Genomic DNA, 24,762 nt, shown 5'->3' on the forward strand with positions numbered 1-24,762 from the left:
GAGAAATCTTAAGACAGTTTCATCAAAAGATTTTCGTCAATTTTCTCTACTTTCACAATATTGTTTTTTGTCAAAGTCTTGGAAGCTTTATCCCATTTTTTACCGGATAACTGGCTTCTTTCTTTTACTTCAGCCAAAGCCATTGGCTCTTCCTGAGAATTAAGGATTTCAAGGATTACTTTTTCATCCTCGCCCAGTTCAATTTGTGGGACTGCTTTTTCAGGTCTCATCTGAGGGAAGAATAATACTTCCTGGATAGAGGCATTATTCGTTAAGAACATGATTAATCTGTCCATACCGATTCCTAATCCTGAAGTTGGCGGCATACCGTATTCCAGCGCTCTTAAGAAGTCCTGATCGATAAACATCGCTTCATCATCTCCTCTTTCAGATAACGCCATCTGAGCTTCAAAACGCTCTCTCTGATCGATCGGATCATTAAGCTCTGAGTAAGCGTTAGCGATTTCTTTACCGCATACCATTAATTCAAAACGCTCTGTTAAGCCTTCTTTGCTTCTGTGTTTCTTTGTCAGTGGAGACATTTCAATCGGATAATCCGTAATGAAAGTCGGCTGGATGAAGTTTCCTTCACATTTTTCACCGAAGATCTCATCGATTAATTTTCCTTTACCCATCGTCTCATTTACTTCGATACCGATAGACTTGGCAAAATCGTATAATTCCTTCTCAGTTTTTCCAGTGATATCGAACCCTGTAAATTTCAGGATTGCTTCTGTCATGGAAACTCTTGGATAAGGAGCTTTGAAATCTACTTCATGTTCCCCAAAGGTAGCTTTTGTAGTTCCGTTTACCTGGATAGCACAGAATTCCAGTAATTTCTCAGTGAAATCCATCATCCAGTTGTAATCTTTGTAAGCTACATAGATTTCCATAGCGGTAAACTCAGGGTTGTGAGTTCTGTCCATTCCTTCATTTCTGAAGTTTTTAGAGAACTCGTATACTCCGTCAAAACCACCTACGATCAGTCTTTTCAGATATAATTCGTTGGCAATTCTTAAATATAATGGAATATCTAATGCATTGTGATGCGTGATAAACGGTTTTGCTGCAGCTCCACCAGGAATTGACTGTAGGATTGGTGTTTCCACTTCAAAATATCCTGCATCATTAAAGAATGTTCTCATGGCATTGAACAATTTTGTTCTCTTCACGAAAATTTCTTTTACCTGTGGGTTTACCATTAAATCTACATAACGCTGTCTGTATCTTAATTCAGGATCTGTAAAACCATCGTGTACTACTCCGTTTTCATCAGTTTTAGCCTGAGGCAGCGGACGTAAAGCTTTTGTAAGAAGCGTAAAGTTTTTCACTAAAACCGTCTTCTCTCCTACCTGAGTGGTAAACAATTCACCCTCAATACCGATAATATCACCTATATCCAGAAGGTGTTTGTATACTTCATTATAAAGTTCTTTATCTTCACCCGGACAGATCTCGTCTCTGTTGAAATAAACCTGGATTTTTCCTTTAGAATCCTGCAATTCTGCAAAAGAAGCTTTTCCTTGAATTCTGCGGGACATCAATCTACCAGCGATCTTCACCTGTTTACTTTCAGAAAAATCCTGTTTTATAGATTCTGTAGTATCTGTAATTATATACTCATCCGCAGGGAACGCATTAATCCCCATTTCAGTAAGCTTATTCAGCTTTTCTCTTCTAATGATTTCTTGTTCTGATAATTGCATTTCTTATTTTTCTAAAAGCGTACAAATTTAGGCATTTTTGACATGACCGTCAATGGCTTTTTTAAGAAATTTTAAAAAGTGGTAAAGATGCGGGGTATTGGGGTTCGGGATACGTGTTTAGAGATCAAAGATTTGAATGATTGTGCATAACATTAAACTTTGAACTTTGAATTTTAAACCAACCAGATTTTTCTGTCTTTTTGAGGAATAAACGTCCACGCCAGCATTCTGCTTACTTTTTGTCCCTGAGCCATATCGATGGTTTTTACCTCTACAGCATTTACTTTCTTTAAAAGATTGTTGAGTTTATTGAGATTGTCTTTTTTGGAAACCAGACATGTAAACCAAAGAATCTGTGATGAAAACAATGTACTTTCATTGATCATTTTAGTAATAAAAGCAAGTTCCCCACCTTCACACCAAAGTTCCGACTGCTGTCCACTAAAGTTAAGAAGAGGTTTCGTTTTTTTTGATTTACTAAGATTTTTTGTTTTTCTGATATTCCCTTTCATGGCAGATTCTTCAGAATCATGAAAAGGAGGATTACACATGGTAAAAGTAAATCTGTCTTCCGGACAAATGATATTGGTAAAGATATAATCAGCATCAGGCTGGCTTTTTAACTGAATAACAGAAGAAAGATCTTCATTTTGATCCAGAATGTGTTGAGCATTTTTCAAAGAATCCTGATTGATATCCGTTCCCAGCATTGTCCAGCCGTAAGATCTGTGGCTAATTAAAGGATACACAAGATTAGCTCCTGCTCCTATATCCAGACCTTTTACAGAATTTCCTGTCGGGATTTTATTAAGTTGTTCACTTAATAAATCAGCAATATAATGGACGTAATCTGCTCTTCCCGGGATGGGTGGACAAAGATTGGTATCAGGAATATCCCAGCCTTTAATGTTGTAGAAATGTAAGAGTAAGGCTTTATTGAGCAGTTTAACTGCTTGAGGAATGCTGAAATTAATGGTTACCGTCTGATAAGCATTCACGAAAACATAGTGTTTCAGTTCCGGCACACAAGAAATAAGCTGATCAAAATCATAGGGATTACGATGCAGATTTCTTGTGTGCAGACTGGATTTTTCAGCGGACATATTTTATTTCTTCTGACTTAAAATATATTCCACCATTTTTTTGGCATCTTCTTTAGATACCTGTGGATGGGCGGCCATAGGCACACTTCCCCATACTCCACTTCCTCCTTCTATAATTTTGGAAGCCAGCAATTCCGTATCCTTTTCAGTATACTTTCCTGCAATTTCCTTATAAGAAGGTCCTATCATTCTCTCATTAACAGAGTGACATCCTGAACAGTCCAATGTTTCGATGATCTGATCACCTGAAAGTTTAGATTGAACGGGTTCTGAAACAACGGCCGTTTCAGAAGAAGACGCTACTTCTGCTGTATTTTCTTTTTTAGAACAGGAAATGATCATGAGACCTAAAGTTCCTGCTAAAAGTATTTTTTTCATTATTTCTTCGCTGTAGAATCTGTTTTAGCAGCTTCAGGCGCAGCAACAGCCGGAGTTGCAGCAGCTGGTGCAGCACTTTTAGCCGTAGAATCAACAGTAGCTACTTCTGGCTCTGGAAGCATTGTGTTTGTGTCCTGTAAAGAGTGATCTACTTTTTTAGAACAGCTTGCTAATAATAAACCTCCGATAAATGCGATTGCTAATACTTTTTTCATTTTTTTCTAATTTGGAAGCAAAAATATAAAAAATAACCTTTTAAACTTATGACAAATGTTTTCTTTGAGAAATATTTTTGGGATCGGAGTTTTAATTTAACAATAAAAAAATAATTCAATACATAGGGAGATTTAAAATAGGTTATTATTTTTGTATATCGGATAATCCGAGCCAAAACCAAAATATAAATATGAAGCTTATGACCAAAAAAAAATTGTTGGCTACAACTTTCTTTGTTGTATCCTCATCCCTCTTCCTTTCGTGTGACAATTCATCTAACGAACCACAATCAGAATATTCTGATAAAATTGAATCGGTGACACTTTTAAAAACAACCAAATCATGGGATGGAACGGTATATCCGGCCTATCCTACCACACAGCCGGAAATCACAGTTCTTAAAATTGCCGTACCTCCGAATTCTGCATTGAGTTGGCATAAACATCCTGTGATCAATGCAGCTTATGTAGAAAAAGGTGAAATTCAGATTGAAAGAAAAGAGGATGGAAAAACGCAATGGATAAGAAAAGGTCAGGTGCTTCCTGAAATGGTTAATACCGGCCACAGAGGTAAAACCGGAGACCTCGGAGCAACGCTGATTGTTTTTTACAGCGGAACTCCTGACATTCCTTTATCTGAACCGGTACAATAAATATTTCAAACGCTATGTTCGCAAAGTAATTATCATCAAACTCTATTTTGGGTTCACAAGGGCACTTCATTTAACTAATGATATTGTATTTTACTGAGTGTAACGCCGTTGCGAACGTTTTATAGTTATTTTAATAACATCTTTGCGAACATAGCGTTTAAATAAAAGATTATTATAGTTATCTTTAATCCATGGTTTTAATTTCAAAAATTCTGTTTTTCACCAGTCATCATGGTTTTTATACTGTGGTTCTGTTGCTGGTATTCTTTGTAGGGCTTTCGTATATGACCAAAAAAACCTGGCTTTTAATACCTATCATTCCACTGGCTATATTAAATGGTTTTGGCGGACAGTTTTTAAACGCATGGTTTTTAAATAAATATGGAGTGGAAAGCACAGCTATCATCACGTCTGATGTAGAAACCAATTCTACCCTGAATGATATGTACATCCACGATTATGAGGCTATTGTGAAGAAACAGGACGGAAAATATACCACTACTTTTTTCTCCACTACTACTGCAGCGATTTATCCCATCCGAAATTCAATCAGAATACCTGGTGACAAGGATATACCCGTAAAATACATCCCGGGATATGAAAAAAACATTGTTATCCTTTATGACCAATCCAGGGAAAGAAAAATTGTATTACAAAATGAAAAACTGGCTCCTGTGAATTCTGCAAAAACCAAGTATGAAGCAGACAAAACGAATAAGGAATTCATTGAGGAGTATATTGCTACATTGGAAAACTACGTAAAATACTACAATGATGAAGCTTATAAAGAAAAAATCAAGGAATTAAAACAAGAGCTCAAGCAGCTTAAATAAAGGATTTTTATATTAAATTTTAGTATTTTCTGATATTTTTTAGTTTTTTTATTAAAAAAATTTCTACATTTGTCCCATGTTAAAAATGAACAACAATATTTGGTGGTGGCTTTCAAACTCTTCGTCGGGTCTGGAGGTATTGTCATGTTGTTAACTACAGCAGAAATAATCAAAAAACAATATATAGGCTTTGACGGATACCGTTAAAGCCTTTTTTTATTCCTTAATCTCACAAAAAACAATAAGATGTTGACCAACGCAATTACAATAAAAACTGTTTCGAAAAAAACACTGGGAGACCTTCATACCCCCATGAATATTTACCTTAAGATCAGGGATAAATTCCGTGACACCATTCTTCTGGAAAGTTCGGACTCAAAAAGTATTGATAATAATTTTTCCTTCATTGCAGTGAATGCCATCGCCGGAATTGAAGTGAAAAACCTCAACGAATATGAAATCAAACTTCCTGCCTCTGCTCCCGTAAAACAATTTATTATGGAACGAAATATCACAGATATATTTGAAGAGTTCCGAAAAATTTTTAACTGCAAAGAGACCAATGATCCGATTGAACAAACTGCTCAGAGTCTTTTTGGATATACAAGTTTTGAAGCGGTACAGTTCTTTGAAAACATCAATCTTAAACCACAGAGCAAGGAAGTAGAAATCCCTGTGATGAGATACAGATTGTACCAATATGTAATTGCTATCAATCATTTCAATGATGAAATGCATATTATTGAAAACTTTATCGATGGAGTAAAATCTGAACTTCATCTGTTGGAAAATCTTATTAAAAATCAGAATACTCCGGTTTACCCTTTCGAGAAAACCAGTGAGGAAATCTCTAATATTACAGATGAAGATTATCTTGAACTCGTAAAAACAGCACAGAAACACTGTATGCGTGGAGATGTTTTCCAACTGGTTTTAAGCAGAAGGTTTGAACAAAAATTCAAGGGAGATGAGTTCAATGTATACCGTGCTTTGAGAAATATCAACCCTTCTCCTTACCTATTCTATTTTGATTACGGAAATTACAAACTATTTGGATCAAGTCCTGAAAGTCAGTTAATCATTAAAAATAATAAAGCCATTATTCACCCGATTGCCGGAACTTCGAAAAGAACCGGAAATTTTGAAGCGGATCTTGAGTCTATAGAAGTGCTAAAAGCTGATCCCAAAGAAAATGCAGAACATACCATGCTGGTAGATCTCGCTAGAAATGATCTTGGAAAGCTTGGGAAAAATGTAACGGTTACTAAGCTTAAAGAAATCCAGCTTTTCTCCCACGTTATTCATATGGTAAGTGAGGTGACTGCAGATGTTGCTGATGACATCAATCCTCTGGAAATGGTTTCCGCTACTTTCCCTCAGGGAACATTAAGCGGTGCTCCAAAACATAAAGCGCTTCAGCTGATCAACCAATACGAAAAAGATTCCCGTGGATATTATGGTGGCTGTATCGGAATTATCGGGTTGAACGGAACCTGCAATCAGGCCATCATGATCAGAACCTTCTTAAGCAAAAATAACACGTTATTTTATCAGGCTGGTGCCGGCCTTGTGGCAAAATCTGTTCCTGAAAGTGAACTGCAGGAAGTCAACAACAAACTGAATGCTCTTAAAAAAGCCGTAGAAAAAGCTGAAAAAATAGTTGAAAAATAAATCCGTCAACCAGCAAACAGCAACAAAAAAAATAGCAACTCTCTAACAAAAAAGCAATGAACAACAATATAAACACTCAACAACCACAGCTTAAAGTCCTCGTTTTCGACAACTATGACAGCTTTACCTATAACCTTGTCCAGATTATCGAAAGAATTCTGAATCAAAGAGTGGATGTGGTAAGAAATGATAAAATTACCCTTGAAGAGATTGGAAAATATGACAAAATCATCCTTTCTCCAGGTCCCGGAATTCCTGAAGAAGCCGGTATTTTATTAGACCTTATTAAAGAATACGCTCCTACAAAAAGTATCCTTGGAGTGTGCCTGGGTCAGCAGGCTATCGCTGAAGCTTTCGGAGGAAGTCTTATTAACCTTTCTGAAATTTTCCATGGAGTAGCCACCACTACTGAAATAGTAAAAGAAAATACTAAAGTTTTCAAAGATCTGCAATCAGGATTGGAAGTAGGAAGATACCACAGCTGGGCAGTCAATCCGGAAGGTTTTCCGGAAGAACTGGAAATCACAGCTGTAGATAAAGACGGAATGATCATGGCTTTGCAGCACAAAACATATGATGTACACGGAGTTCAGTTTCACCCTGAAAGTATTTTAACACCGGAAGGAGAAGTAATCATTAAAAACTTTCTGTTGTCATGAAAATCTTAGAAATCCCTTCAACAAACATAAAAACGCCACAAATGAAAGAAATACTGCAATATCTGTTCAATCATAACACACTCTCAAAATCAGAAGCAAAAGCGATGATGATTGAGATTGCACAGAATAAGTTTAATGCCGCAGAAATTACTGCTTTTATAAGTGTCTTCCTGATGCGGAATATCACCTTGAAAGAGTTGGAAGGCTTCAGAGAAGCACTATTACAGATGGCTGTTCCTGTAAAGATCGACACCAATGATGCCATTGATATTGTAGGAACCGGAGGTGACGGAAAAGACACCATCAATATCTCAACCCTGGCCAGCTTTGTAGTAGCCGGAGCCGGACAAAAGGTAACAAAGCATGGAAATTACGGAGCTTCCACCACTACTGGTTCATCGAATGTACTGGAAGAACTGGGATATCAGTTTAAAAACAGTTCAGAACAATTGAATGAAGATCTTGAAAGAGCCAACATTTGCTTTTTACATGCTCCTTATTTTCATCCTGCTCTGCAATCAGTTGGATTACTGAGAAAATCTTTGGGATTGAGGACATTCTTTAACCTTTTGGGTCCATTGGTAAATCCGGCAAAACCAAAATTTTCCATGATTGGAGTTTATAATCTGGAAATTGCAAGAATTTATCAGTATCTTCTTCAGAAGGAGGAACGTGACTTTACTCTGGTCCATGGTCTTGACGGATATGATGAAATAAGCCTTACTGACGATAGTAAAATCATTACAAAAAATGGTGAAGAAATCTATTCGGCAGAAGATTTGGGTTTCAATCCGGTAACACTGGAAGATATTAAAGCAGGAAGTTCTATTCAGGAAACCGCAAAAATATTTATGAATATTCTGGAAGGAAACGGTACGGAGCAGCAGAACTCAGTAATTCTTGCCAATGCTTCAGTAGCGCTGCACAACACCCATAAATTCGGAACGTACGATGACTGTCTTCTGCTTGCTCAGGAAAGCCTGCAAAGCGGAAAAGCATTAAACAGTTTTAATCTCCTGATTAATTAAATTCATTATTCACTTGCGAAGCAAAATTCACCATTGACCAAACTTAAACACAAAAATGACTATACTGGATCAAATTATTAAACGAAAAAAAGAGGAAGTTGCTGCTGCAAAATTGCGCATTTCTCTTGACCGATTAAAAAATACCGCCTTTTTTGGAAGACCAACCTATTCACTGAAGGAATCCATCAAAAATAAAAGCGGAATTATCGCTGAGTTTAAAAGACAATCTCCTTCAAAAGGAATTATAAACAATAGTGTACAGCCTTTGGAGGTAGTTTCTGCTTACGAAAATTTTGGAGCCAGCGGAATTTCAATCCTGACTGATCATGATTTTTTCGGAGGAAATTTAAATGATGTTCTGGATGTAAGAAATGAGATTACCATTCCGATTCTGCGAAAAGATTTTATGATTGATGAATATCAGTTTTATGAAGCCAAAAGTATTGGAGCTGATGTAGTATTACTGATTGCTTCATGTCTTTCACCAGCTCAGGTACAGGAATTTACCGAATTAGCTCACCAACTGAAATTGGAGGTTTTACTGGAAATTCATACAGAAGATGAACTGAAGCATTTCAATTCAGAAATTGATTTGGTAGGAATTAATAACAGAAACCTTAAAGATTTTAAAGTTGATCTTCAGCATTCCGTTCAGCTGAAAAACCAGCTTCCAAAAGAAGTTTTATCTGTTGCTGAAAGCGGTATTTACAATCTTAAAGATTTTCAGTTTTTAAAAGAAAAAGGATTTGATGGTTTCCTGATGGGTGAATATTTCATGAAAAATACAGATCCGGCCAAAGCTTTTGAAGAATTCGCTTCTCAAATTTTAACTCAATAATAATCAACAATGAACCTGCAACCTACAACCTCAAACCTGCCATCTCGCCTGAAAGTCTGTGGTCTTACAAAACCGGATCAGATTCAGGAATTGATTGCTATGAAAACAGATTTTCTCGGTTTTATATTCTACGAAAAATCACCGAGATATGTTTTGAACCATCTGAGTCTGGAAGAGATCTCAACTATTAATCATCAGGGAAAAGTAGGTGTTTTTGTCAATGAAAAAGTAGAGATCATTGTAAAGATCGTTCAACATGCAGATTTGAATTTTGTACAGCTTCACGGTGATGAAAGTAATGATTTCATTGCTGAACTAAGACAAAAACTAAATCCTGAGGTTGGAATCATTAAAGTAATCAGAATAGGGAGTAATACGGCAGAAAATCAAAATAAAATAACACAAATTCCTGATCTGAAACCTATCGCCTACTACCTATTCGATACTGACAGCAAAGCCTTTGGCGGAACGGGAAAACAATTCGACTGGAATATTCTGAATGAATTTGAGATTCCTCTGCCCTACTTTTTAAGCGGCGGTATTTCTGAGGAAAATATAGGGAATATGGATACATTGAAACAACAACCTTTTGCTTTGGATATCAATTCGAAATTTGAAACAGAGCCCGGAAATAAAAATATTGACAGCATAAAAAAGTTTAAAACTTTATATCAGCAAAATAAATAACACATAAAAACACACAAGGATGAATATACATTTGCTCAAAAAGACATTTTACAAAACCTTATTTCCCCCTAAATTCGGGAATGAAAAAATCCAGAATCTGTATCACTTTGTTTCACAGAACGACAGTAATACAGAACATTGGGAAGTGGGTGGATTATTGTCTGATTTCATTTGTATTATTAAAGATTTTGAAGAAACAGATATTCAGTATTTTTTTGAAAGAATCAGCTTATGGAACAGCTATTATCTGGTGATTATTTCAGATAAATTTCTGGAAACTCATGTCAGATCAAGTATAAAATATGACTTAGGATTAATTTATGCCAAAATATTCCTGTTATATGAGGATTCCGATCCTTATTTTATGATTGATAATCTGGAAATTGCCATTACCATGTATCAGTCCAAAATAGATAAAGCAACCTTAATTGATTTAATGCATAAAATAGAATTACTGTACTATAAAAAACTGATTACCAAACAGCAAAATGATTACCATCTCACATTTATTAATAGTTTAAACCCATGAAATATCAGGTAAAAGAAACGAAATATTTAACAGAAGCCGAAATAAAACACATCCTGGAACTTTGGGATATTTCTGCATGGAACACCATGAAATCATCCTACTTCCGCTCTTTTTTTAAAGACTCGGAATTTCATTTTCTGATGGATACGGATGAAAGCATATTGGCCATTATGAGAGTGAATTTTGATTTCACCTTACAAATAGCAGACACCGGTTATTCCTTTGCGGAAGCCGTAGGGCTTGTTTCTGCTCATAAAAAGAAAGGGTATGGAACCGCTTTGGTGAAACATTTCAAAGAAAATGTTACTCAGAGAAATCTTGAGACAATTGGTTTCTGCCACGCTGATCTTCGTTCCTTTTATAAAAAATGTGACATAGAAATCCTCCATGACAAGGCCAAAATGATCAAAGAAAGTATCGGCTCGGAGTGGGTAAATTCTGAAGATGATGATATTTTGATTTTTCATACCTCACAGAAAAGAAAAGAGCTGCTCAACCAGCTGAGTGTACAAAACAACGCTTATTTAATGAATAAAGAATAAAAAATGAATTATAAAAACCCCGATGAAAACGGATATTATGGAGAGTTTGGAGGTGCTTTTATCCCCGAAATGCTCTATCCTAATGTAGAAGAACTGCAAAAAAACTATCTTGAAATCATAGAATCTGAAGATTTTCAGGCAGAATATCAGGATTTACTAAAAAATTATGTCGGAAGAGCTACTCCCCTCTATTTTGCTAAAAACTTAAGTCAAAAATACCAGACACAGATTTATTTGAAACGGGAAGATCTCAACCATACGGGAGCTCACAAGATCAATAATGCTCTGGGGCAGGTTCTGTTGGCAAAACGTCTTGGAAAAACCAGAATCATTGCTGAAACCGGAGCAGGACAACATGGTGTTGCCACAGCTACAGCGTGTGCTTTGCTTGGTCTTGAGTGCATTGTTTATATGGGAGAAATTGATATCCAGAGACAAGCCCCAAACGTCGCAAGAATGAAAATGCTTGGGGCGGAAGTTGTAGCAGCAACTTCAGGATCAAAAACCCTTAAAGATGCCGTAAATGAAGCGTTAAGAGACTGGATCAACAATCCTGTGACGACTCATTATGTGATTGGAAGTGTGGTAGGACCTCATCCTTTTCCGGATCTTGTGGCAAGATTTCAAAGTATTATTTCAAAAGAAATTAAAGAACAGCTGAAAGAGAAAATCGGAAGGGAAAATCCGGATTATGTGATTGCCTGTGTGGGCGGAGGAAGTAATGCTGCGGGAACTTTCTATCATTTTGTGGAGGAAAAAGAAGTAAAAATCATTGCTGCTGAAGCCGGAGGGATGGGTGTAGATTCAGGAAAATCGGCTGCGACTACATTTTTAGGAACCCTTGGAGTCCTTCACGGAAGCAAAAGCCTTGTGATGCAGACGGAAGACGGACAGGTTATTGAACCCCACTCTATTTCTGCAGGGCTGGATTATCCTGGAATAGGCCCTTTCCATGCGCATTTATTTAAAGAAAAAAGAGCAGAATTCTTTAGTATTAATGATGACGAAGCTTTACAATGTGCTTTTGAACTTACCAAACTTGAAGGAATTATTCCTGCATTGGAAAGTTCTCATGCGCTGGCAGTTTTAGACAAGAAAAAATTTAATGAAGATGATGTTGTCGTTATTTGCCTGAGCGGACGTGGAGATAAGGATATGGAAACGTATCTGAAGAATTTGTAAAATGTCGGATGTAAAATGTACAATGTACTTTCTCACCTGAGTTTAATACTATTTTCTACATTGTACTTTGTACGTTATACTTTAATACAATAAAAAATGAAAAAACTAAATATATACTTCACGGCAGGAATTCCACAACTGGAAGATACCGCTGATATTATACAACTGATTCAGGATTCCGGAGCAGATATGATTGAAATCGGAATGCCTTATTCTGATCCTGTAGCAGATGGACCGGTGATCCAGAAAGCTCACGAACTGGCTTTACAAAACGGAATGACGATCGAAAAACTGTTATTTCAGCTAAAAGCCATCAAAGACAAAATCAACATTCCAATTATTCTGATGGGATATATCAATCCGGTATTGAGTTTCGGATTTGAGAAATTCTGTGCAGCATGTTCGGAAAGTGGTGTTTCAGGGCTGATCCTTCCTGATCTTCCTCCTATTGAGTTTGAGAAAAACTATCAGCATATCTTAAAACAATTTAATCTTAATTTCACTTTCCTTGTAACACCGGAAACCTCCGATGAAAGAATGATCTATCTGGATTCATTAAGTTCAGGATTTCTGTACGCAGTAAGCTCTTCTTCCACTACCGGAAATGAAAATGCGGTTTTAAAGAATGAGGACTATCTTTCCAGGCTCGCTGCTCTTCCACTTAAAAATCCGGTGATGATTGGGTTTGGAATTAAATCGAAAGAAGACTTCGAAAATGTAACGGAAAAAGCAGATGGCGGTATCATTGGAACAGCCTTTGTGAATATTTTGCTTCAGGATAGAGACTGGAAGAAAAAGGCTATAGATTTTATCCATTCCATAAAAGGGTAAAATTCACTAAATTTGTATATCAAAAATTGAAATGAATACAAATCAAAATAAAGCAGTAGAATTTGAAGATTTAGGAATCAAAGAATATCAGCCAGCCTGGGATTATCAGGAACAGCTGATGAAAAACATCATTGATACCAAAATAAAAAACCGAGATCTTCCTGCAGAACAGCATACTATTACTCCCAACCACCTTCTTTTCGTAGAGCATCCTCACGTGTACACGTTAGGAAAAAGCGGACATGAAGAAAATATGCTTGCCGGTATTGATAAGCTGAAAGAAATTGAGGCTACCTTCGTGAAAGTAAACAGGGGTGGAGATATTACTTATCATGGTTATGGACAAGTTGTAGGTTATCCTATTCTGGATCTTGAAAACTTTTTCACGGATATTCATTTATATATGAGGAATCTGGAAGAAGTGATCATCAGAACCATTGCCGAATATGGTATTAAAGGAGAACGCTCGCCGGGAGAGACCGGAGTATGGCTGGATGTGGGAAAACCATACGCCAGAAAAATGTGTGCCATGGGAGTGAAAGCTTCCCGTTGGGTAACTCTTCACGGCTTTGCACTGAATGTGAATACGGATATGCGTTATTTTGAATACATTATTCCATGTGGGATCAAAGATAAGCAGGTTACTTCTTTAAAAAGAGAGCTTGAAAGAGAACTGACACCAGAAGAAATGGAAGAACTGAAAGCAAAGATCAGAAAGCATTTCGCGGATGTTTTTCAGGCAGAATTGATTTATAAATAGTCAAGTTTACTTACAATAAAATGAGCCCGGTTTCAATCGTTGAAACCGGGCTTTTAGTTTTATGATAATGTTATTTTTATTCACCTTGACTATCCACAACGTTTGTTATTCAGTAGGAATCCAGACTGCAAGGTTAAAAAAACATTATTTTAAATTTTTTTATTTTTCTTGAATATTTCTATAAAAATAATCATTTTTTCATCTTTTTAAATATTATAAAATCAATAAAACAACAGAATAATGTATTTTTTTCAAAAAAAATCTTGCATATATTTTAATTTTTATTACTTTTAATGTCACAAATAAGTGAACTATCATAATTAAAATGTTCACTGAAAATTAACCACAAAATATAAAAACTATGAAAAAATTTCTGTTATCCATGATGGTATTCGTGACGGTACTGTCAGTGAACTCCTGCTCAGATTCAGCTGCCAACCAGGATCCTAATCTTGTTGTCAAGGAGTCTAATGAAATCGCAATGAAAGATTTCGGCAAAACTGTTCCGGTAGGGATTGAAAAAGAAGATGGAAAATTTAAAGTTTCATTTATGGTTTCCGCACAGCCCTATCAAATTAAGGATACCAAAGAAAATGCAGGATTTATCTCCATGATCAAAGAAGCAGTAGAAAATGAAACGCCTGTTCAGGTTTTCCTAAAGGTCAATTCTAATGAAATTGCTAAGGTTGAAAAAGCAACTGCTGATGACATCCGTTATTTTAAAACTGTTTTCAACAAAGAAGAAAGAGGTGACAGCAAAAAAGCAGTAAGCGTTATTCCTAATCTTGCAACGCTGAACAGTTTATTCACTCAGATCAAAAATCAGGCTTGTGGAACTTCTACCGCATCTTCACCATGTATCACTTTCAGATATCCTGTGGATGGCTGCTATGCAAGAGCGCACAAAATGAGACAAATCCTTTTGAATGCAGGCTACGATTGTGAAAAGCAATTCGTGTATGGTAACCTTAGAGCATCTACAGGAACATGCTGTGTTTCATGGGTATATCACGTAGCCATTTTGGTAAGCTTCAAAAATGCTTCAGGAATTGTTGAAAAAAGAATCATTGATCCGTCATTATTCTCCAGCGGACCGGTAACCGATTCTGCATGGAGAGCTGCTTGCACCAATACAAGCTGTGGATCTGCTTCTGTTTCTTCTTATGCCAATACTGCAGGAAACGTATACTACAGAAGTCCATCAGGATCTTTATTATATGATAACAATTATGTAAATACCAACTGTGTATTAAATATATTCTCATCCCTTTCAGGATGCTCTCCTTCCCCTGCACCTAGTGTAGCGAGCTGTGGATTCTAACTAATTTATATAGAGCTCCTGCCGATATTTTGATATATTGCAGGAGCTTTTTACTTAATCCTTTTTATTATGAAAGCCTGGTCCTATTTACTATTACTTTTTATTATGATTACATCCTGTTCTGGAAATTCCACTCCGCAGAATTTAACCTGGTATAATAATGCCACTATTTCCGATATTACTGAAGATCCGGACAAACCCAATGAACTGGTGCGTGTCGCTATTGGAATCAGTGCGCAGGTATTTTATCTTTCAAAAAAATCGCCGGAATATAAAAGCCTCATGGAAAAAGCGACTCAAAGCTTTAAAAAAGGTAAGGCCTATAATATTGGTATTGAAAATAAAACCAATATCATCAAAGAAATTAAAGAGGTCAAATAATCCGGATTATCTGATCACAGAAATTCCGGCATCCACTTTCACTTCTGCCCCATGAATATAGGAAGCTTCTTCTGAAGCAAGAAACAGAACTACACTGGCTATTTCTGAAGGTTCTCCCTGTCTTTTAAAAGGAATTGTCGGAATAATATCATCAATAGCGCTTTCTATCTGCTCTCCGGTTAAACCTGTATTATTAAAAATATTGGTTTTGATATGTCCGGGACTTACTCCATTCACACGGATTCCACGTTCTGTAAGTTCTACAGCAAAAGTTTTGATCATTGACTGCACTGCAGATTTGGCTGCAGAATACACCGAAAAATTAGGCATCGCAATATCCGTTGCCACTGAAGTATTGAAAATAACAGAGCTTCCGCTTTTCATTAATGGCAACATCTGCTGTACCGTAAAAAACGGTCCTTTCACCAGCATATTAAATAATTCGTCAAACTGATTTTCATCCACATATTCCACAGGTGCAAATCTTCCGTATCCTGCATTGGCAAAAACCAGATCAATATGTTCTGTATATTTTCTGACTTCCTGCTGAAGATTCATCAAATCTTTTATATTCCCAGCGTTAGATACGATTCCGAAGGCATTTTCTCCAAGCTTTTCCAAAGCATTATTCACGGTTTCTTCACTTCTGCCTGTAATAATGACTTTCCCTCCTTCTTCTATAAATTTCTGAGCGGTAGCCAGACCCATTCCATTGGTTCCTCCCGTAATTAAGGCGGTTTTGTTTTTAAATCTCTGCATTGTTTTTAGTTTAAAATTCTATGACAAATATTGGAATTCATAGGCTTTGAAAAAATCCGAATCATGCGGAAATGAATAAAATTGAAACTAAAATTTCTTACTGTCATCTTCATTATTTCACCTTTTTAAAGTTTATCAATAATTGCTATCAATAAAATCATTTAAAATTAAATTGTACACAATTAAATTGACTGTATATTTGTACTATTAATTTACTTCAACAATAAATAGAGGTGATAAAAAACAAAGTAGTTTAATTTAAAAACAAAATAAAAATGTCATTAATAGAAAATCTAAACTGGAGACACGCTGTAAAAGCTTATGATCCTACCAAAAAAGTTTCACAGGAAGACCTTAATACTATTTTAGAATCAGCAAGACTGGCTCCTACTTCGTCGGGCTTACAACCGTTCAGAATTATTGTAGTGGAAAATCAGGAACTGAAAGAAAAAATGGTAGCAGGTGCATTAAACCCTGAAGTAATGAGAGATTCTTCTCACGTTTTGGTCTTTGCAGCATGGGACAGTTATTCTAATGAAAAAATTGACAAAGTTTACGATTATCATACAGATGTAAGAGATCTTCCGAGAGGCCGCTTTGGAAGCTATACCGATAAAATTAAAGAAATATATGGCGCACAGACTCCTGAAGAGCATTTTGCACACACTGCCCGTCAGACTTATATTGCCTTAGGAATTGCCCTTGCACAAGCCGCAGAGCTTAAAATCGACAGTACTCCGGCAGAAGGATTCAGCAATGAGGTGGTAGATGAAGTACTGGGATTAAAAGAATTAGGACTGAAAAGTGTAAGTCTTTTATATCTTGGATACCGTGATGAAGCTAATGACTGGCTTTCTACTATGAAAAAAGTCAGAATTCCAATGGATGAATTTATCATAAAAAAGTAATACCTTCATCGAATCTTTCGTACTCAAAAATTATGGAAAATCCGAAAACACCCAAACTGGAAAACCAGATTTGTTTCCCATTGTATGTCATTGCCAAAGAGATTACAGGGCTTTACCGTCCTTTTCTTGATGAACTGGGCATTACCTATCCGCAATATCTTGTGATGATGATATTATGGGACGGTGACGGACTTACGGTAACCCATATCGGAGAAAAACTGTTTCTGGACAGTGGTACTTTGACCCCTCTTCTTAAAAGGCTGGAGTCTAAAGGATTTATTATCCGAAAAAGAAAAAAAGAGGACGAAAGAGTGGTTGAAGTATTTTTAGACGAAGCAGGAAAACAGCTTCAGCAGAAGGCATGTGAAATTCCGGGAAAAATTCAGGAAAAACTGGGAATACAACCGGAAGAGCTGTTGCACCTTAAAGACACCGTCTTAAAAATCTTAAACAAAATAGAAAATAAATGAAAACGTTATATACAACTCAGGTCACTGCTCAAGGAGGAAGAAACGGACATGTGAAGAGTGAAAACGGAGTTCTGGATCTTGATGTAAGAATGCCGAAAGCTTTAGGAGGAGCCAATGATGATTTTGCCAATCCTGAAATGCTTTTTGCAGCGGGATATTCTGCGTGTTTCGACAGCGCTCTGAACAGAGTGATCAGTCTTTCTAAAGTAAAAACAGGTGAAACAACAGTGACTGCTCAGGTGAGCATAGGTCAGCTTGAGAATGGCGGCTTCGGATTGGCAGCAGAACTGGATGTGAACATCCCTGGAGTTTCTATTGAGGAAGCACAGGCTTTGACAGAAAAAGCACACCAGATCTGTCCTTATTCTAATGCGACCAGAAATAATATGGAGGTGAAACTATCAGTCACCAACAACGATTAATCCAATTTTTTTAAGCATAGTTATAACGAAAGGAGCTGTTTCCATGGAAACAGCTCCTTTTTATTTTTTTATTTTCCCGCTGATTTCAATGATGGCGCAGATCATTAAGGCTATTTTTTATGTATATAGTGTTTATGAATGTCATTCGTCATTTATAACTCAATATGATATTAAAATAGAGTAATTTTGTGTCATGGAAATCATTATAGATATTGTATGCCAGGTGTATGCAGGGCAAAAATCAAGAAAGACGATTGATCTTGTTCTAAACACATTCCTTCCCGGATATGAAAAATTAAATCTCGATTATACTTTCCCAAGGCACGACAAAGATTATATTTTTAAAACAGAAGACGAAATGATTGGTTATTTCATCGAAAATCCTGCCCTTGACCAAACTTTTTACTGGAATAAATATCATGATAATCCGGACAAAATAATGGTGGGTGCCAATATTACAGATGACGATAGGCTTATTATGAGCTTAACAATGGATACTACTGAAGACAAAAGGGATATGTACTTCAATAAGCTAAAAGATGTTTTACAATCAGATATCGGGGTAATTACCTATGTATATCCCGCAGGTTATGAAGATGGAGAAGATTTTATCATAAAATATGGATAGAAAACAGAAATGTACTTAACCTTACAACAACTTTCTCATCATTCATCATTCATCATTACCTTCTGTCTTTATTTACATCACTTTTTTGATAGGCATCTACTTTTTTATAGGAATCATTTTTCTCTTTTTCCTTTTTATCAGAAATCAGGATGCCGAAAAGGTGGTCGATTTCATGCTGGAAAATCACCGCAGTAAAACCTTCTACGATTTCTGAATATTTCTGTCCTTTCAAATCCACATATTCCAGTTGGATAACTTTGCTTCTGTAAAACTGATCTCTGAAATCAGGAATAGATAAATCACCTTCGGGGCCAAGATTCTGCAGATCGGAACGCCATACAATGACCGGGTTAATAAAATATTCCAGCGGTGTACCTTCCTTATCAAAACGCTGTACCCAAATGATCTTTCTGTTGATTCCCACCTGAGGAGCAGCAATGCCTACTCCACCATCTGTTGAAAGAAGAGATTCTTTCATCCTTTTTACCAGAACAGCGGTGTTAGGATCAAGAGGATCAGCTTCTGAAGAAATGTTCAGCAGGGTTTGGTGCTGATTATTATCTGTCGTCTGATAGATGGGTAACGCCGTGTTTACATCTCCCTGATTGATGATTGAAACTTCACTGGAGGTGAGTTTCTGAGCATTAAAAAATCCGGTAAAAAAGATCAGCAGGATAGGGATTTTTTTCATATGTTTTTGAATCTGATACAAAGGTAAATATTGTGGTGTAAAAATAATTTATTTAGCAATGAATTTTAAGTTTTGGCTAAAGCCAATGGAATTTTGATATAAAAAAATGAACGGGCTAAAGCCCGTTCCTATTGAATGAATGCAATTGAAATTATTTAATTCATAATAAGATCTGCTCAATCCGCATCATCTTCTTATTAAAAAGTCTTCGTCATATCCGCAGGAATAATCAGATTGAAATCTGTCGGGATATAATCTTTAGCAGGTACTTTCAGTTCGGGATCGTCGGATTCAAAAACGGAGATAACTGCCATTTTCAGATTTGGATTCTTCTGTTTGATATACCAATAGATTCCTCCAAATTCTTTACTGTGGTAGTTACCGTTATAGTGGATAAAGATTTTTCCGGCCTGGTAGCTTTTCAGGATAGATTCAGCCATTGTAGCATCTTTTGTAGCCTGAGCTGAAATAAAATTCATCACTTTTGTTCCTTCGGCATGATCTCCCATCATTTTTTTCATTTCCGGATATCCAGGAGTGTCTAATGTTACTTTAATCGGCAACCGGGCAATGTAGGCTTTCTCTTTTTCGCTTAATTTATTCAAGGATTCAAGACCTTCTTTGGCGGTTTGAGAGGCATATCTTCTCGGGATATTCGTCGCAATAAAATTCAGTTTTTTATCTTTGGCAAAATCTACCAAAGGCTTGTAATCGGTTGCATAATTGTTCCACAAACGGGCAGAATCTTTTAATGTTTTTGCATCAAATTTTCCGTTTAAATATTGATCCAACTGCGCCTGATTATCTCTCTCAAACATCTCTGCTCCTAAGATCAGCTGTCCGTTCTTTTTTACAAACAAAGCTTCCGTAATCTTCAGCTGAAGCCAGTGATTGATAGAACTGTTATGATTTTCGCCAAAAAAGACCACATCATAATCCGCCAGTTCTTTTACCAGCTTTTCTGTCTTTACTTCTTTTCCTTTTTTATCGTAAAACTGATATGCTTTTAAATCCTGTGCCTTCAATGCACAGAAACCAGCCAGCAGTATCGCTATGAAAATATTTTTCATTTTTTTATATTTAGTCACAAATTACACAAATATTCATGCATTTGCAGATTGTTTCAATAAAAAAGACCGCTTTGAATTTTACAAACAAAACGGCCTCATTCAAATCATCTAATTATTATTTCTCTAAAGCTGCTACAAGGTCCTTCCACTCCTGAAGCTCAGGAATTCCAGGTTTTCTTTTTCCGAAGAACTGAACGATAAAGTCTCCTTCTTTGTTGAATACTTCGATAGCGGTTACTTCTCCGTCTTCAGTCGGTTTTTTCACGATCCACGCTTCTGCAATTTTCGTTACGTCAAGATGTAAGTTGAAATCAGGATCCATCACATTGAACCATTGCTGGTGCCAAAGTGTTTTCTTCACATTTCCTGTGTGGATCTGGATAATCCCTCTGTTTCCAACGAAAACCATGATCGGAACGTTCTTTTCAGAAGCATCTTCAAGGATATTCACCACTTTCGCATTATCAATTTTCTTAGCAAATCCTTCCGGAGCCAATCTTAATGCCTGCGTTCTGCTTACTCCATATTTTCTGGTCATCATGAAGAAATCATGGGTGTCTTTCAATTCTGTCCATGCTTTTTTAAAGCCTTCTACATCAATGTCTGAATCTGCTTTTTCAATCTGTTTTGGAGCGATTGCTTCAAAAGCCAATGCCTGATTCTGATCTTCTGCTTTAAACTTTTCTACGATCACATCGAAAGCAGCTTCATTACTGTCTTTTGTTAAATAAATCTTGTGAAGTGCCAGACCATCTTTTCCGAAAAACTGAAGACTTTTCTTCTCTCCTTCCAGTACTGCAAAAGCAAATTTCCAGTGGTTAAGGAAAATTCTGAGATCAATATCTTCACCCACAAAAAGCTGTGCATGAGGACTGCTGAAATCTCCGTTCAGATAAGTCCCTTTTCTTTCATGAACACATTCATCATTACGGGTAAGCGCCATTACTTTTCCCAACTGTTCAGCTTCTGTAAGGATTCCCTGGAAATCCGGGTTCAGGACAGTTACTCCTTCTCCTATGCTTGTTGCCAATAATTCTGCCTCACTTACTTCTAACTGTGCTGCTGCATTTCTTATTCTGATATGTGGATTTTCTGCTTTCAGAGCTTCCCATTTTTCCTTTAAATCATTAACTAATGTGCTCATTACTTTACTTTTTTATGGTTAAAATTGTATAAATTCTTCGTATGGTTTCGTTTCCTGTTTTACTTTTTATTTCTTCTTCTCTTTCAGAAGTTTTCATTCTCTTAAAACGGCTTTTAGAAATCATTTCTTCCATTTCACTGTTGCTGTACAGAGTGAAATCGTACTCTGTAAATGGAAGCTTTTCCATGAATTCTTTTTGTCCGAATGTAAGAACAAATGTTCCGTCATCTTTTAAAACTCTATAAATCTCGTTTAGAAATTCAACCGGATTTTCCCAGAAATAAACTGTGTTTACGGTAAATATTTTATCAAAAGTTTCATCTTTAAAAGGAAGCTTATTCCCTTCGTATAAAACAAATTCTGCCTGGCTTTCAAATTCTTTATTGAGCCTTTTGGCTTCATTGTGCATGGTTTCAGAAATGTCAATCCCTGTGTATTTCAGGTTTTTGGCAAGGCTCATGATACTTTTCAGGTGTGCGGCATTTCCGTGTCCTATTTCAAGGATTTGCTGGCCGTCATCAATCACAAGTGTTTTGATGCTCTCTAACGTCATGCTGATGTTAGTGGCATTCATCATTTCACCAATCTCGATGCCTTTTTCACCCTGAGGATTGGCAAGATTCTGTGCGAGGATTTTGAGTTCTTCTTTTTCCATGGTTATCCAAAAATGATCATTGGGTTATTCGTAATAGGGTGTCCGCAGATGGTACAGGGGAAGTTATAGGCATTGCTGATATTTTCTTCAGTAAAAACTTCCTGTGGAGTTCCATAGGCAGAGACTTGTCCTGATTTCATTAATAAAATCTTATCTGCAAACTGTGCAGCAAGGTTCAGATCATGCAAAACAACAATAGCACTGTTGGCTTTTTTGGTGAAATTTTTGATAATTTCCAATGCTTTGTACTGATGTTTTATATCTAAATTATTCAACGGTTCGTCCAGAAAAACCAGTTTATGGGCAATTCCATTTTCAAGCTGTGCCATCACTCTTGACAGATGTACACGCTGCTTTTCTCCTCCCGAAAGGGTATTGTATTCTCTTTCTTTGAGATGAAAAATATCGGTTTCGTACATCATATTGTTCATGGCTTCAAGATCTTCTTTTCCTGGTTGGGCATCAAAATAAGGATATCTTCCCATCATGATCACGTCCTTCACTTCAAGCGGAATATCATTGCTGTTATGCTGCGAGAACTTGGCTTTGTGTTTAGAAAGTTCCCGGATATTCCATTCTCTGATGGGTTTATCTTTAAACAGAACTTTGTTATTTCCGGATTTCACTTCATCTGCCAATACGCTCAGAAGACTTGATTTTCCTGCTCCATTGGGTCCCACAATGGCCAGGAATTCACCATATTCCAGTGAGACATTTACCCCGTCCAGAATCCGGAATTCTTTATGTTGATAATTAATCTGATGTGCCTTGATCATTACAGTGATTTTTTAAATTTAACCAAAATAGCGATAAAAATAGGGCCTCCCATTAAGGCTGTTAAAATCCCTATCGGCAGTTCTGACGGTGCCACAATACTTCTGCTGAAGGTATCTGCCGTTAATAACAAAATGCTTCCGCACATTGCCGATAATGGCAAAATAAAAACATAATTGGATTTGAATAAAAGCCTTAAAATATAAGGTACAATAAGCCCTACAAAACCAATTGTTCCTGAAAATGCCACGCAGGTTCCCACCATTAATGCCACGGTGATGATGATCTGCTTTTTCAGTCTTTCCACATTGATTCCCAGATGCTGTGCATCTTTTTCTCCCAGCATCATTGCATTTAAGGCTTTTCCTTTGGGTAATAAAATGATGTAGGCGATGGTGATCACAATGGCGAGAATGATATTTTTCGTCCATGTTGCTGCGGCCAGGCTTCCCAGATTCCAGAAAGTAAGATCTCTGAGCTGTTCATCTTTTGAAATATAGATCAAAAATCCGGTTATCGAAAACCCGATAGCTGTAATGGCAACTCCGGTAAGCAGCATCATCACTACATTGGTTTTCCCTCCGCTTGTTGAAATTCTGTAGACCAGCATCATGGATAAAAAAGAACCGATAAAAGCGGCTATTCCTACCAGTGAAAATTGTACAGCTTCAGGAAGATATTCTTTGAAATGTCCTCCTAAAACAATCGCAATGGCTGCCAGCAATGTTGCTCCTGATGTAAGTCCTATTAAATCTCCGGTTGCCAGAGGATTCTTGAAAAGTCCCTGAAGGCTCGTCCCGGAAACCGACAACATACTTCCCACTAAAATGGCCATGATAATCCTGGCTGCTCTTACGTCCCAGATCACATATTTATCACTCAGCGATAAACCGGGATCTTCTTTTATAAATTGCCACAGAGCCCTGAACGGAGAGTTTTCTCCGAAATCATAAACTCCTATATTAAGTGACAGTACTGCTATAATGGCAAGCAGTACCGCACTTATCATTAGATAAAAGTATAATTTACTTGGTGCTTTCAATTAAAAGTTTGTTTAATCCTACTGCTGCTTCTCCTACTCTTGGTCCAAAACCTGATACTAAACCTCCGTCCATTGCAATGATTTTCTTGTTCTTACCTGCATTGGTCTGAGATACTCCCGGCATTTTTAGCGCACCTTCGTTTCCTCCTGCTCCCTGTAAACCGGTTTCAAAGAAGAATAATACATCAGGATTAGCTTTTACAACGGCTTCCGGTGTCAATGGTTTGAAATCTTCAAAATCGGTTACTGCATTTTCTCCTCCTGCAAGGGTGATCAATGAAGCCATTGGTGTGTTTTTACCGCTCACCATCAGCATATTTCCTCTTGCGTAGATGAACAAAACCTTTGGTTTTTTAGCGATAGGCTGTACCTGCTTAAGGTCAGCATCAATTTTATCGTTTAGTTTCTGATAATCTGTATTTCCTATAGCTTTTGCTACCTGCTCGATCAGTTTTTTAGTTCCTTCAACCGTATATTCCTGTTTGAAAACTTCGGTTTGAATCCCTGAGGATTTGATTTTCTCCATTAATTCCGGATTGATATCTTTATCAGAAGCCAGAATCAATGTTGGGTTTACAGCCATGATCGGTTCAATTGTCATTGATCTCATGTGTCCTAAATCTTTCGCTGTAGCTTTTAATGAAGCAGGATAGGTGCTGGTAACATCAGTTCCTACGATTTCTTTTTCGTGACCTAAAGCAGCTACGATTTCAGTAATTCCTCCGTTTAATGTTACTATTTTATTGTTGGTTTTGGGTGCTTCTGAACTGGCTTCTGTTGTATTTTCTTTTGCTCCTGTCTCTGCTTTTTTGCAAGAATATACTGCTACAAGAACAGAAGCTGCAAGGATGAATTTTTTCATGATATACTATTATTTGATTA

Annotated in this window: 30 protein-coding genes; 18 read left to right on the top strand and 12 right to left on the bottom strand. The window is 36.8% G+C overall.

Annotation, left to right across the window (positions count from 1 at the left end; all coding sequences use genetic code 11):
• Positions 1 to 8: 8 nt before the first annotated feature.
• The 4 genes from lysS to A1704_RS04740 all read right to left on the bottom strand — a co-directional run bounded on the left by lysS (position 9) and on the right by A1704_RS04740 (position 3,402).
• The gene (gene lysS / locus A1704_RS04725) at positions 9 to 1,706 is read right to left on the bottom strand and encodes a lysine--tRNA ligase (RefSeq protein ID WP_062670929.1); all 1,698 of its coding nucleotides are present in this window, start codon (positions 1,704 to 1,706) and stop codon (positions 9 to 11) included.
• A gap of 173 nt (positions 1,707 to 1,879) precedes the next feature.
• On the bottom strand, positions 1,880 to 2,809 hold the full coding sequence (rlmF, locus tag A1704_RS04730) for a 23S rRNA (adenine(1618)-N(6))-methyltransferase RlmF (protein ID WP_062670931.1): 930 nt from the start codon (positions 2,807 to 2,809) through the stop codon (positions 1,880 to 1,882).
• 3 nt (positions 2,810 to 2,812) lie between these two features.
• Entirely contained in the window at positions 2,813 to 3,187 is a 375-nt protein-coding gene (locus A1704_RS04735) for a c-type cytochrome (RefSeq protein WP_062670933.1), read from the bottom strand.
• Positions 3,187 to 3,402 (bottom strand): hypothetical protein, encoded by a 216-nt coding sequence (locus tag A1704_RS04740; RefSeq protein WP_062670934.1) that lies wholly within the window; start codon positions 3,400 to 3,402, stop codon positions 3,187 to 3,189. Before A1704_RS04740 ends, A1704_RS04735 begins: the two co-directional genes overlap by 1 nt.
• Before the next feature lie 200 nt (positions 3,403 to 3,602).
• Between A1704_RS04740 and A1704_RS04745 the strand changes: the two genes are divergently transcribed.
• The 14 genes from A1704_RS04745 to A1704_RS04810 all read left to right on the top strand — a co-directional run bounded on the left by A1704_RS04745 (position 3,603) and on the right by A1704_RS04810 (position 15,317).
• The gene (locus tag A1704_RS04745; protein ID WP_062671593.1) at positions 3,603 to 4,055 is read left to right on the top strand and encodes a cupin domain-containing protein; all 453 of its coding nucleotides are present in this window, start codon (positions 3,603 to 3,605) and stop codon (positions 4,053 to 4,055) included.
• Positions 4,056 to 4,246: 191 nt separating this feature from the next.
• A complete protein-coding gene (locus A1704_RS04750; RefSeq protein WP_062670935.1) occupies positions 4,247 to 4,888 on the top strand; it encodes a hypothetical protein in 642 nt (213 codons plus the stop codon).
• Between the two features lie 246 nt (positions 4,889 to 5,134).
• Complete coding sequence (locus A1704_RS04755; RefSeq protein ID WP_062670936.1) at positions 5,135 to 6,559, top strand: anthranilate synthase component I family protein; 1,425 nt, start codon at positions 5,135 to 5,137, stop codon at positions 6,557 to 6,559.
• Between the two features lie 56 nt (positions 6,560 to 6,615).
• The gene (locus A1704_RS04760) at positions 6,616 to 7,218 is read left to right on the top strand and encodes an anthranilate synthase component II (RefSeq protein ID WP_062670937.1); all 603 of its coding nucleotides are present in this window, start codon (positions 6,616 to 6,618) and stop codon (positions 7,216 to 7,218) included.
• Between the two features lie 41 nt (positions 7,219 to 7,259).
• Positions 7,260 to 8,246 carry an anthranilate phosphoribosyltransferase gene (trpD, locus tag A1704_RS04765; RefSeq protein WP_062671595.1) on the top strand — a complete coding sequence of 329 codons (987 nt, stop codon included), beginning with the start codon at positions 7,260 to 7,262 and terminating at the stop codon, positions 8,244 to 8,246.
• Positions 8,247 to 8,301: 55 nt separating this feature from the next.
• On the top strand, positions 8,302 to 9,084 hold the full coding sequence (gene trpC, locus A1704_RS04770; RefSeq protein ID WP_062670938.1) for an indole-3-glycerol phosphate synthase TrpC: 783 nt from the start codon (positions 8,302 to 8,304) through the stop codon (positions 9,082 to 9,084).
• A 9-nt stretch (positions 9,085 to 9,093) separates the two neighbouring features.
• On the top strand, positions 9,094 to 9,771 hold the full coding sequence (locus tag A1704_RS04775; protein ID WP_062670939.1) for a phosphoribosylanthranilate isomerase: 678 nt from the start codon (positions 9,094 to 9,096) through the stop codon (positions 9,769 to 9,771).
• Between the two features lie 19 nt (positions 9,772 to 9,790).
• The gene (locus A1704_RS04780) at positions 9,791 to 10,300 is read left to right on the top strand and encodes a hypothetical protein (protein WP_062670941.1); all 510 of its coding nucleotides are present in this window, start codon (positions 9,791 to 9,793) and stop codon (positions 10,298 to 10,300) included.
• Positions 10,297 to 10,842, top strand: a complete 546-nt coding sequence (locus A1704_RS04785) for a GNAT family N-acetyltransferase (protein ID WP_062670943.1) — start codon at positions 10,297 to 10,299, stop codon at positions 10,840 to 10,842. Before A1704_RS04780 ends, A1704_RS04785 begins: the two co-directional genes overlap by 4 nt.
• Before the next feature lie 3 nt (positions 10,843 to 10,845).
• Entirely contained in the window at positions 10,846 to 12,024 is a 1,179-nt protein-coding gene (trpB, locus tag A1704_RS04790) for a tryptophan synthase subunit beta (protein WP_062670945.1), read from the top strand.
• A gap of 96 nt (positions 12,025 to 12,120) precedes the next feature.
• Positions 12,121 to 12,855, top strand: coding sequence for a tryptophan synthase subunit alpha (gene trpA, locus A1704_RS04795; protein WP_062670947.1), 735 nt, complete (start codon positions 12,121 to 12,123; stop codon positions 12,853 to 12,855).
• Positions 12,856 to 12,886: 31 nt separating this feature from the next.
• Positions 12,887 to 13,615, top strand: a complete 729-nt coding sequence (gene lipB / locus A1704_RS04800; protein ID WP_062670950.1) for a lipoyl(octanoyl) transferase LipB — start codon at positions 12,887 to 12,889, stop codon at positions 13,613 to 13,615.
• 361 nt (positions 13,616 to 13,976) lie between these two features.
• Complete coding sequence (locus tag A1704_RS04805) at positions 13,977 to 14,936, top strand: protein-glutamine glutaminase (RefSeq protein ID WP_062670952.1); 960 nt, start codon at positions 13,977 to 13,979, stop codon at positions 14,934 to 14,936.
• A 105-nt stretch (positions 14,937 to 15,041) separates the two neighbouring features.
• On the top strand, positions 15,042 to 15,317 hold the full coding sequence (locus A1704_RS04810; RefSeq protein ID WP_131797470.1) for a hypothetical protein: 276 nt from the start codon (positions 15,042 to 15,044) through the stop codon (positions 15,315 to 15,317).
• Positions 15,318 to 15,323: 6 nt separating this feature from the next.
• Here A1704_RS04810 and A1704_RS04815 read toward each other — a convergent pair whose 3' ends face one another.
• On the bottom strand, positions 15,324 to 16,076 hold the full coding sequence (locus A1704_RS04815; protein ID WP_062670957.1) for an SDR family oxidoreductase: 753 nt from the start codon (positions 16,074 to 16,076) through the stop codon (positions 15,324 to 15,326).
• A 275-nt stretch (positions 16,077 to 16,351) separates the two neighbouring features.
• Between A1704_RS04815 and A1704_RS04820 the strand changes: the two genes are divergently transcribed.
• The 4 genes from A1704_RS04820 (at position 16,352) to A1704_RS04835 (ending at position 18,504) form a co-directional block, all read left to right on the top strand.
• On the top strand, positions 16,352 to 16,984 hold the full coding sequence (locus A1704_RS04820) for an NAD(P)H-dependent oxidoreductase (RefSeq protein ID WP_062670959.1): 633 nt from the start codon (positions 16,352 to 16,354) through the stop codon (positions 16,982 to 16,984).
• 32 nt (positions 16,985 to 17,016) lie between these two features.
• Positions 17,017 to 17,454, top strand: a complete 438-nt coding sequence (locus A1704_RS04825; RefSeq protein ID WP_062670961.1) for a MarR family winged helix-turn-helix transcriptional regulator — start codon at positions 17,017 to 17,019, stop codon at positions 17,452 to 17,454.
• On the top strand, positions 17,451 to 17,876 hold the full coding sequence (locus A1704_RS04830) for an organic hydroperoxide resistance protein (protein WP_062670963.1): 426 nt from the start codon (positions 17,451 to 17,453) through the stop codon (positions 17,874 to 17,876). The genes A1704_RS04825 and A1704_RS04830 overlap by 4 nt, the downstream gene beginning before the upstream one ends.
• A 193-nt stretch (positions 17,877 to 18,069) precedes the next feature.
• Positions 18,070 to 18,504, top strand: a complete 435-nt coding sequence (locus A1704_RS04835; protein WP_062670965.1) for a hypothetical protein — start codon at positions 18,070 to 18,072, stop codon at positions 18,502 to 18,504.
• A 55-nt stretch (positions 18,505 to 18,559) separates the two neighbouring features.
• Here A1704_RS04835 and A1704_RS04840 read toward each other — a convergent pair whose 3' ends face one another.
• The 7 genes from A1704_RS04840 to A1704_RS04870 form a co-directional block, all read right to left on the bottom strand.
• The gene (locus A1704_RS04840; RefSeq protein ID WP_062670967.1) at positions 18,560 to 19,195 is read right to left on the bottom strand and encodes a peptide deformylase; all 636 of its coding nucleotides are present in this window, start codon (positions 19,193 to 19,195) and stop codon (positions 18,560 to 18,562) included.
• Between the two features lie 197 nt (positions 19,196 to 19,392).
• On the bottom strand, positions 19,393 to 20,265 hold the full coding sequence (locus A1704_RS04845; RefSeq protein WP_062670969.1) for a ChaN family lipoprotein: 873 nt from the start codon (positions 20,263 to 20,265) through the stop codon (positions 19,393 to 19,395).
• 115 nt (positions 20,266 to 20,380) lie between these two features.
• Positions 20,381 to 21,409, bottom strand: a complete 1,029-nt coding sequence (locus A1704_RS04850; RefSeq protein ID WP_062670971.1) for a hemin-degrading factor — start codon at positions 21,407 to 21,409, stop codon at positions 20,381 to 20,383.
• A 4-nt stretch (positions 21,410 to 21,413) separates the two neighbouring features.
• Positions 21,414 to 22,064 carry a class I SAM-dependent methyltransferase gene (locus A1704_RS04855; protein WP_062670973.1) on the bottom strand — a complete coding sequence of 217 codons (651 nt, stop codon included), beginning with the start codon at positions 22,062 to 22,064 and terminating at the stop codon, positions 21,414 to 21,416.
• Positions 22,065 to 22,066: 2 nt separating this feature from the next.
• Complete coding sequence (locus A1704_RS04860) at positions 22,067 to 22,840, bottom strand: heme ABC transporter ATP-binding protein (RefSeq protein ID WP_062670976.1); 774 nt, start codon at positions 22,838 to 22,840, stop codon at positions 22,067 to 22,069.
• Positions 22,840 to 23,847, bottom strand: coding sequence for a FecCD family ABC transporter permease (locus A1704_RS04865; RefSeq protein WP_062670979.1), 1,008 nt, complete (start codon positions 23,845 to 23,847; stop codon positions 22,840 to 22,842). Before A1704_RS04865 ends, A1704_RS04860 begins: the two co-directional genes overlap by 1 nt.
• Before the next feature lie 16 nt (positions 23,848 to 23,863).
• Positions 23,864 to 24,742, bottom strand: coding sequence for a heme/hemin ABC transporter substrate-binding protein (locus A1704_RS04870; RefSeq protein WP_062670981.1), 879 nt, complete (start codon positions 24,740 to 24,742; stop codon positions 23,864 to 23,866).
• Positions 24,743 to 24,762: the final 20 nt, after the last annotated feature.

It is taken from the genome of Chryseobacterium cucumeris, assembly GCF_001593385.1.
GTDB lineage: Bacteria > Bacteroidota > Bacteroidia > Flavobacteriales > Weeksellaceae > Chryseobacterium > Chryseobacterium cucumeris.